The organism is Thermoproteus sp. CP80 (assembly GCF_002077075.2).
In the GTDB taxonomy this organism is placed as follows: Archaea; Thermoproteota; Thermoprotei; order Thermoproteales; family Thermoproteaceae; genus Thermoproteus.
Map to the genome: position 1 here is coordinate 25899 of NZ_LCWM02000019.1, position 8847 is coordinate 34745.

The following is an 8847-nucleotide window of genomic DNA, read 5'->3' on the forward strand; positions in this document are numbered from 1 at the left end:
TCAGGTAAGGAGTTCCCTCGCCTTTTCATAGATCTCGGCGGCGCGCCAGAGGGCCCTGTAGTACCAGAGGTAGCGGCCCAGCAGAGGGGCGGAGGCGGCCGCCGCCGTGAGGAGAGCCGCCACGGCGAGGTAGACGCGCGGCGTGGTCCAGAAGACGAAGATGTAGTGACCGCCGCCCAGATCCACTAAGGCCACCGGGGGAAGCCCCCCAGGGGCATGGACTTGGGCTATAAAGGCATAGGTCCTGTAGTCATATACGGCGTAGGCGAGATCCACGGCCAGGGCGGCGGCCGCGACGGCGTGCAGAAGCGGGGCGGATAGGCAGAGCCACGGCCTAGCCGCGAAGAGGCGGCCCGCGGCCAGCACCTCCAGCTGATCTCCCCCGCCGCTGCGTACGAGGAGAGCCGGCGCGGCCCACGCCGCCAGCCCGGCCGCCGACAGGAGGACCAGCGGAAGCCCCCAGACCCCGCTCCAGGCGACCGCCGCCAGAGCCCAGACCCAGACTAGGGAGACCGCCGTAGATGCCGCGTAGAGGAGGCAACGGCTCCTCGAGCGTATCAACGTCTCAACCATAGCTACGCGGACCTGCCGCTGTGGCCCGCCGCGGCCGCGGAGGGACTGCGGGACGCGGCCGCGGGGCTCCGCCGGGAGTACATGCCGATCTGCGGGAGGCTTGCCCGGAGGCCCACGCCGGCGATCGTGGGAGCCGACCGCCCCGAAGGGTCCCGACCAGCGTCTAGAGCCGATGCCAGAGTCGATGCCGATAAAGCCAATCTGTCCATAATCCCAGCAACGTGCAAACTAAAAATTTTTCTCTATATTTTGTCGGTATCGAGTAGCTCTATAGGGTCCCGCTATGTACTTTTAGTACATGAGGTTTATAAACCCATGCACACGGCGGGGCATGTCCAGATCCCGGGTCCTGGGGATCGCGGCCGTGGCGGCGTTAGTTCTGGCCGTGGCGGCGGCTGCAATCCAGCTCGCGAATCTACAGCACCACGCAACCCCGCTAAACGGGTACTACGAGGCCAAGCTTGAGGGCAACCTGCTCAAGATCATAGACCCCAGAACCGGCAAGGTGGTGGCACAAGGTATGGTGATACGCTTTGTGAATTCGAGCGCGGTATTGGTATACGAGGCCAAGCTTGAGGGCAACCTGCTCAAGATCATAGACCCCAGAACCGGCAAGGTGATAGTGATACGGATACGCTTTGTGAACTCGAGCGCGGTGAGGGCCGTACCTGAGGCGGCTCCGTCAAACGGCGTCGAGCGGTATGAGATCAAGCCTGCAATCATTCGCGTAACGGTGCCTATTTCCGGCACGTTGCCGCCTAGTTCGGGCGATGCATACGGGCCTTACTCGGGCGCCATGGATCTGCAGATTCAACTCTCTTGGAGCCCTGCCTCATACGTATGTGCGGGCTATATATATGCATCTACGGGAAGCGGTCCGGCGACCTGCACATACGGCACGAGCGTCTCGGCGGATTTCCCCGTAAATCCGTCAGAAACAATATATGCATTAGTGGGTAACGGTGGACCCAATACGATTACGTACAGCGGCACGCTGACGTTATACTACAATATAACAAACTAAAAATTTTTCTCTATATTTTGTCGGTATCGAGTAGCTCTATAGGGTCCCGCTATGTACTTTTAGTACATGAGGTTTATAAACCCATGCACACGGCGGGGCATGTCCAGATCCCGGGTCCTGGGGATCGCGGCCGTGGCGACCGCCTTGTTGGGCGTAATGCTCGCCGTGGCGTTGAATCTATGGTTGTCCGCGAAAGCCTATGAGCCGCTCGCGACGATGCAAAGTCTTGGCGTTATTGCCAATTTCAGCGATGGCTCTACATCGCCTTCGCTCATGTATAAGATGATAAACAACACGTATCATAGCGCTCTGAGGGGCTTCGTCGCGCTAAAACAGCCACCATATCCAGTGGTTGACGTTAAACTGTTCAACAATACCCTAGTCACGTTTGAGCTACCTAGCGGCTTTAAGTACAGATATGCCTCAATCGTTATCCACGGCAATAGGATCTACGTATACGAATTTAACAGCGCACAGGACTATAAGCTGTACACGGTAGCCTCAAGGCCGATAGCCTCAGTAACGATAAAGATAATATATCCTAAAACTAAGGTCGGGAACGCCACGTTGTTGCCAGTCGGCACCTTTAAGGCTGAGAAGTTCGAAGTGTCATTACCAGGCACCGACGCGAATATCGACCCAATTTTTCAATCGTATTCGGCCTTATGGTACTCATCAGCAGGCCAGTTAATCGAAAATACCACTGCAGCTGGTTGGTTCTTCATAGTGCCTTACCAAGAAGTTAATAGTATACTAGTTGATGGTAGCGCATACCCAGGTTTTGCGTATGCGCTATGTACATCAGACGCGCCGGGCGCAACCAACGGCGTTGGATCATACGCAGCACAGGTGTATGTCCATGCTGGTTATGCTGCTGATAATTGCCCAGTCACCTGGGTATTATCTATGTGGCCATGGGTTGGCATGGATGCCGCGGGCAATGTTTATGCCCCAACGTCATTCCCTGGGGCGAGCTCGCTCGAAGTTGCATGTGTATGCACGGGTGCGTCGTTTACATTCCAGTTCCCACCGACTGGCGGCTAACGGCGGCTCCAATACGGTTACGTGCAGCGGCGCGCTGACCTTGTACTACGGCTAGTATTTAGCCCCCTCTTCGCCGCCGGATTTTTCCTTTCTGCTCTTGGCCGTCTGGATTTCGCCGGCTGGGCGCCCCTCGGCCTAGGTCTGGACGGAGGCGGGGCCCGATCGCGATCAGACCCACGTCCAACCTAGGGGGGACGTCGAAGGCGATCTGGGCCGGATCCGCGCGAGGCGGCCTGCCGGAGGTTCCTCCGGCCGTGGCCTTAAGCCGCTGCGGAGCGCCGGGGGCGCCCTCCGGGGCTGGGAGCGGCTAGATGTAGCCGTAGTCTCTGAACAAGCGGTCCATGGAGTAGTACTCGCCGAAGGTCCTGTAGGCGTTGTACGCAACCTGCCAGTAGCTCCCGTTGCTCAGGGCGTCGAGCGCCTCCTCGACCTTGCGCTTGAATTCGTCGTATTCCCTCTCCAGCTCGGGCGAGTCCAGCGGGAGCAACTTCCTCCTGTCCTCGCCGAAGAGCCAGCCGTTGTGGCCGTCCTTGACCACCTCCTCGACGGCGCCGTCCCTCGAGGCGACGGGCGGTATCCCGTTTATGCCGGCCTTCATGAAGGAGGTGCCCGACGCCTCCCAGCCGGAGAACGGCGTGAAGGTGAATATGTCGGAGGCCCAGACGATGTACCTGGCCTTCTCCACGTAGAGGTCGGGTATGTAGGCGACGTTGGGCCTGGAGGATGCGAGCCGTCTGAACTCGGCCATCATCCTCACGCCGTAGTCGTCGTTGGGGTGGGCCCTCCCGCCCAGCAGGAAGAACAGGTCCGTGTCGAGGTCCTCTATCAGCTGCGCTATGAAGTGGGGGCGCTTGTAGCGGGTGAGCCTCCTGGCCCATACGACCACGGGCTTGTCGGTCCTTATGCCGAGCGCCTTGAGGGCCTCCGCCTTGGCCCTGGCCCTGGCCGCCTTGAGCTCGTCGGGGCTCTTCACGTCCGACAGGGCCGGGTGCCTCCAGCGCGGCACCTCAACGGCGTTCGTCACCGCCCTGAGCTTCGCGGCGTGGTGCGGGAAGGTGGACAGCGCGAAGTCCAGCATCTTCTTTGACACCACTATGCCCTCCCTGCCGGCGGCCAGCCCTATCTCTGTCAGCACCACGGGGTTCATGGCGAACTCGTAGCCGAACTCCCGTTTGAACATCCTGCCGGGGAAGGCCGGATGTCCCCAGGGCGCAGGCGTGTGTATGACCAGCCTGTAGTTGGCGCCGGGCCTCACGAGGGGCGCCAAGGCGGTGTACGCCTCCTGGAGGTCGAAGTACTTGACCTTGTCCCAGCCTATGTGCCTCTCGACGTAGCGCACGGCCGCCTTGGCCAGGATGACGTACTTCCTGAACCGGTCGAGGTCCGTGGACTCCACGTACAGTCTCTCGGCCGCCTTCGCGGCCCAGTCGGGCCTAAGGGGCTTGACGAAGACGGCGGTCGCCGTGTTGAGCTGGTATAGATACAGCCCCACCTCCACGTCCTCCCCCTCCACCTCGATCCAGCACGTGCCGGCCGGCTTGAGGGACTTCAGGAAGTCGGTCTGGGGCTCCTCCTCGGGGACGAGTTGTCCATTCTCCTCCTTGTAGCGGACGTAGCCCTTGTCGTAGAGCAGAGTTATGGCCGTGTACGGCACGCCGAGCCTCGCGGCGGCGTAGAACTTATCGCCCTCAAGGACTCCGAGCCCCCCGGCGTAGTTCCTGCTCCCCTCCAGCGCCAGCTCGGGCGTCACGGACACGATCACATGCCGAGGGATCCGACCTCTTATAAACTTCATGCTTTAAAAAGTGTAATTGCGTAGACCCATGGCAGGCTGGCAGGGTCGGGTCCTGAGGGTCGACCTCACCAGGAGGAAGTACGTGGTCCAGGAGCTCGACGGCTTCGTGGCGAGGGACTTCATAGGCGGGAGAGGCCTCGCGGCGAAGATCCTGTGGGACGAGCTCCCGCCCGGCGTGGATCCGCTGTCGCCGCACAACAAGCTCATATTTGCGGCGGGGCCGCTGACCGGTTTGACCAACGTCAACATGGGGAAGCTGGTGGTGGCGGCCAAGTCGCCCATAACGGGGGGCTACGGCGACGGCAACATAGGCGCGTGGGCCGGCGTCTACATGCGGCGGGCGGGCTACGACGCCGTGGTGGTCGAGGGCAGGGCTGAGAGACCTACATACATCTATATAGACGAGAAGGGGGTCCAGTTCCTGGACGCGTCCGACCTTTGGGGCCTGAACACCTGGGCCACGGAGGACAAGCTGCAGAAGATGCATGGGAGGGACGCCGGCGTCATCTCCATAGGTCCCGCCGGCGAGAATCTGGTGAAATACGCGGTGGTGGTGGCCCAGAGGGGTAGGGCCGGGGGGAGGCCGGGCATGGGCGCCGTCATGGGGTCCAAGAACCTCAAGGCGGTCGTGGTGAAGGGGAAGGGCGAGATACCGGTCGCCGACAGGTCCATAAACAAGTTGGGCCTCGAGGCCGTGGAGCAGGGCAGGGAGATGCCGGGCTACAGCTTCTGGATGAAGCAGGGCACCACGTCCACCGTGGAGTGGGCCCAGGAGGCCAGCGTGTTGCCTACCTACAACTTCTCGGAGGGGCAGTTCGACGAGTTCGAGAAGATAGGCGGGGCCATGGTCGAGAAGATGGAGGTGGACCTCAAGTCCTGCCCGCTGTGCTTCATGCCCTGCGGCCACTGGGTTCCCGCCGAGGGCGGAGTCGCCGAGGTCGACTACGAGAACATAGCCCTGCTGGGCTCGAACCTAGGCATAGGCGACCTCTCCAAGGTGGCGGAGCTCAACCGCATAGCCGACCTCATGGGGATGGACACCATATCCCTCGGCAACACCTTGGGCTTCGCCATGGAGGCAAGCGAGAGGGGCCTGACGAAGGAGCACGGGCTGAAGGTCGAGTGGGGGGACTACAGGGCCGCGAGGGACCTGGCGCTGGATATAGCCTACAGGAGGGGCTTCGGCGACCTGCTGGCCGAGGGCACCATGAGGGCCTCGCGGAGGCTCAAGGCGGAGGAGCTGGCGGTGCAGGTCAAGGGGCTGGAGGTCTCGGCCTACGACTGCCACGCGGCGCCCGCCATGGCGCTCGCCTACGCCACGTCGCCCATAGGCCCCCACCACAAGGACGCCTGGGTCATCTCGTGGGAGGTCAAGACGGACCGCCTCGGCTACACAAGGGAGAAGGCCGCCAAGGTGGTCGAGCTACAGAGGATAAGGGGAGGCTGGTTCGAGGCGTTCGTGGGGTGCCGCCTGCCTTGGGTCGAGATCTCCCTGCCGCTGGACTGGTACCCCAGGCTCTTCAAGGCCGCCACCGGCGTCGACGCGACGCCGGACTACTTCAACGAGGTCGGCGACCGTATATACGCCCTCATAAGGGCCTTCTGGGTGAGGGAATACGGCCGCTGGAGCAGGGAGCTCGACGTGCCGCCCCCCAAGTGGTTCAAGAGGCCGCTCACCAAGGGCCCCCTCAAGGGCGCGCGCCTGGACTACGGCAAGTACGACGAGATGTTGAGCCACTACTACGACATAAGGGGCTGGGACGAAAACGGAGTCCCCAGGAGGAGCACCCTGCGCCGCCTCGGCCTGGACTACGTGGCGCCCGTCCTCGAGAGGTACGTGGAGCTGAAGGACTGACGGCGGCCTCCCGCACGCGGCCGGCCGCGCGGCTAGAGCCACTGCGTCAGCTCCGTCTGTCCCCTGGGCGGTATTCTGGAGGCCCTCAGCCCCAGTCTGTTGAGCCATCTGGCCAGCTCGTCCACGTGTCCATATACGGTATAGATCCTCTTGGCCCGGCTCCTCAGGGCGGTCTCCAGGAGGGCCGGGAAGTCGGCGTGGTTGCTCAGCGGTATGCCCACGCCCCTCTCGGGCTTGGCCACGGCGTAGTGGCCGCTCAGCTCCACGACGAGCGAGCCGGGGGGAGGCCGGGAGGTGAGGCCCAGGACCACCGCCTCCCCGGGGCCCGGCCTGACGCCCCGCGCCAGCTCCCTGCCGCCGGGGAAGCCCAGGGCCCTGTTCAAGGCGGCTATCCTCGGCTCTAGGTACAGCCTGCGGCTCGGCAGAAGCCTCGCCATCTCCTGCCCCTTCCCCAGAGGGCCTGCTCTTATGGCCACCGGGGCGTCGCCCCTATCCGCAAGGGCCGCGATCTCCCCGTAGAGCCTCTCGCGGGGCGGGAAGACGTACTGGCGGGAGCCGTAGGTGGCCTCCATGACCAGCACGTCGGCCTCGACGGCGTCGGCCCCCCCGACCACGTTGCTGCCGGCCGGGTTGAAATCGCCGGTCAGCCCCACCGTGCCCTCCCGCGACTCCAGGACGTACATGACGCTCCCAGGCACGTGCCCTGCGTTCAGCACGTGGAGGTAGAACTTGCCGAGGTCCAGCCTGTCGCCGGGCCTTACCAGGGCGTACCTCCTGGGCCTTACCCCGTACCTCACGAGCAGGACCTGCAGGGTCTCTCTGGTCAGCACGGCGAAGGCCCTCCTGACGTGCCGCGTGACGTGGTCGCTGTGTCCGTGCGTCAACAGCACCGCGTCGTACTCCGCCTCGCGGAAGGGCCTGAAGGGATCCACCAAGACCTTGAAGCCCCTCCCCTCCACCACGACGCCGCCGTCGAAGAACACCCGCACGTCTATGCCGAAACCGTTTTTTAAAGAAGAACGCGGAGCCCTCCGATGATGACCTGTCCCTTTGGGCCTCAGATGGCCGTTTATGCCACAGACTGAGCGCCTCCCCCCGCCGACGCGTAGCTTTTTTCTGCAGGTCCGTGCCCCTCCATGCTGCTGAAGACCCACGTGATCTTCGGCGTCGCCGTGGGGTTCCTGGCCATGCGGCTCGGGGCCCCGCCGGCGGCCTCCCTGGCCGCCGCGGCGGTTCTCTCGGCCCTGATAAACCCGGCGATGGACTACCTGGGCCACGAGTCGGGGAGGCGGGTCCCGCGGACGCACGAGCCCATGCACGCCGCGGCTCTGGGGGCCGCCGCGGGGGCTGCGGCGGGGCTGGCGCTGGGGCTCCACGCCGCCTACTGCGCCCTGGCCGGAGCCGCCGTGTCCCTCTCCCACCTCCTCCTGGACGCCTTCACGGAGCACGGGATATACGTGAGGCGGGGCTGGCGCTACAGGAGGTTCGCGCTGGCGCACCTCAGGTACAACGACCCGGCGGCCAACGGGCTCGCCGCGGCGATCTCGCTGCTGGTCCTGGCGGCGGGCCTCCTCTAGGCGGCCGACGGCTACGCGCAACGGGCCCTCAGCCGGGCCCGGCCCGCTCGAAGGATATCCCGTCCACGGTGGTCAGCGTGGCCTTGTAGAGAAAGTCCATCTGCCTCAAGGCGGCTACGTAGTCGAACTCGTTGAGGGCGGCGATCGCGTCTATGGGGACGACCGCGTCGTACAGCCTCAGCCTGGCGCCGGCCACGGCGTGTAGGACGCAGATATTCGCCACGGTGCCCACGACGACCAGACGGCGCACCCCGTACATGCGGAGCAGGTGGTCGAGCGGCGTGCCGAAGAACGGGTCGTACCTCATCTTCTCCACGACGACGTCGCCCTCCCTCGGCTTGAGCTCGTCGACGATCTGCCAGCCCCACGTCCCCTTCACCACGTGGGGACCCCATATGGGGAACTCCACCGGATCGTCGGGATAGTGGGTATCTTGGGTATACACGACGCGCGCCCCCGCCGACCTGGCCCTCTCGAGGAGCGCGGCTATCTTGGGTATTATCTCCCTGGCGGAAGGCCCGTAGAGCCTCCCGTTTGGATGCGCGAAGTCGTTCTGCATATCCACGACGAGGACCGCGCTCCCGTCGGCCGGCAGCGAGACCTTGTCGACGATGGGTATCCTGGGCACGCCGACGGTTGCCGGCAGCATGCGGAAAAACCTGACGTATAAGATAAGGAGATCGCGCAATGTATGCGCCCCCGGCCGCCCGGGGCGCCGAGGGACGGCGCAACCCGCACGAGACTTTTGCCCGGCCCAGCGGGATGGAGACGGCCCTGCAGAGGGCTCCGAAAGACCCTAGGCTTGTGTCAAGAGGGATGGCGCCGCCGCCGGGATTTGAATTCCCGGGGATCCCCCTCCCGGGACCTACGGGTGTCTGCGGCGCTCGCCTTAACAGCATCAGCCCCCGTGGGGACCGCCGCTATACCGGGCTTAGCTACGGCGGCGACGAGGCACATTATGGAGGACTTTATGTATTTT

8 protein-coding genes and 1 tRNA gene are annotated in these 8847 nt (G+C 63.7%); 4 read left to right on the forward strand and 5 right to left on the reverse strand.

Annotation, left to right across the window (positions count from 1 at the left end):
• Window positions 1-573, reverse strand: a complete 573-nt coding sequence (locus B7L68_RS05210) for a hypothetical protein (RefSeq protein WP_081246623.1) — start codon at window positions 571-573, stop codon at window positions 1-3.
• A 331-nt stretch (window positions 574-904) separates the two neighbouring features.
• On the opposite strand from B7L68_RS05210, the gene B7L68_RS05220 reads away from it, so the two are divergent.
• Both B7L68_RS05220 and B7L68_RS05225 read left to right on the forward strand, forming a co-directional pair.
• On the forward strand, window positions 905-1597 hold the full coding sequence (locus tag B7L68_RS05220; protein WP_081246625.1) for a hypothetical protein: 693 nt from the start codon (window positions 905-907) through the stop codon (window positions 1595-1597).
• 99 nt (window positions 1598-1696) lie between these two features.
• Window positions 1697-2641 carry a hypothetical protein gene (locus B7L68_RS05225; protein WP_081246626.1) on the forward strand — a complete coding sequence of 315 codons (945 nt, stop codon included), beginning with the start codon at window positions 1697-1699 and terminating at the stop codon, window positions 2639-2641.
• A 307-nt stretch (window positions 2642-2948) separates the two neighbouring features.
• Here the strand turns inward: B7L68_RS05225 and B7L68_RS05230 are convergent, their stop codons facing one another.
• Window positions 2949-4403, reverse strand: a complete 1455-nt coding sequence (locus tag B7L68_RS05230; RefSeq protein ID WP_081246627.1) for a glycosyltransferase — start codon at window positions 4401-4403, stop codon at window positions 2949-2951.
• A 61-nt stretch (window positions 4404-4464) separates the two neighbouring features.
• On the opposite strand from B7L68_RS05230, the gene B7L68_RS05235 reads away from it, so the two are divergent.
• Complete coding sequence (locus B7L68_RS05235; RefSeq protein ID WP_081246628.1) at window positions 4465-6291, forward strand: aldehyde ferredoxin oxidoreductase family protein; 1827 nt, start codon at window positions 4465-4467, stop codon at window positions 6289-6291.
• Window positions 6292-6323: 32 nt separating this feature from the next.
• Here the strand turns inward: B7L68_RS05235 and B7L68_RS05240 are convergent, their stop codons facing one another.
• The gene (locus B7L68_RS05240) at window positions 6324-7280 is read right to left on the reverse strand and encodes an MBL fold metallo-hydrolase (RefSeq protein ID WP_238136340.1); all 957 of its coding nucleotides are present in this window, start codon (window positions 7278-7280) and stop codon (window positions 6324-6326) included.
• Window positions 7281-7427: 147 nt separating this feature from the next.
• Between B7L68_RS05240 and B7L68_RS05245 the strand changes: the two genes are divergently transcribed.
• On the forward strand, window positions 7428-7868 hold the full coding sequence (locus tag B7L68_RS05245) for a metal-dependent hydrolase (RefSeq protein ID WP_081246629.1): 441 nt from the start codon (window positions 7428-7430) through the stop codon (window positions 7866-7868).
• Between the two features lie 28 nt (window positions 7869-7896).
• On the opposite strand, the gene B7L68_RS05250 is transcribed toward B7L68_RS05245, so the two are convergent.
• Both B7L68_RS05250 and B7L68_RS08660 read right to left on the reverse strand, forming a co-directional pair.
• On the reverse strand, window positions 7897-8517 hold the full coding sequence (locus B7L68_RS05250; RefSeq protein ID WP_081246630.1) for a cysteine hydrolase family protein: 621 nt from the start codon (window positions 8515-8517) through the stop codon (window positions 7897-7899).
• A gap of 168 nt (window positions 8518-8685) precedes the next feature.
• Window positions 8686-8813 (reverse strand) — tRNA-Asn (locus tag B7L68_RS08660).
• Window positions 8814-8847: the final 34 nt, after the last annotated feature.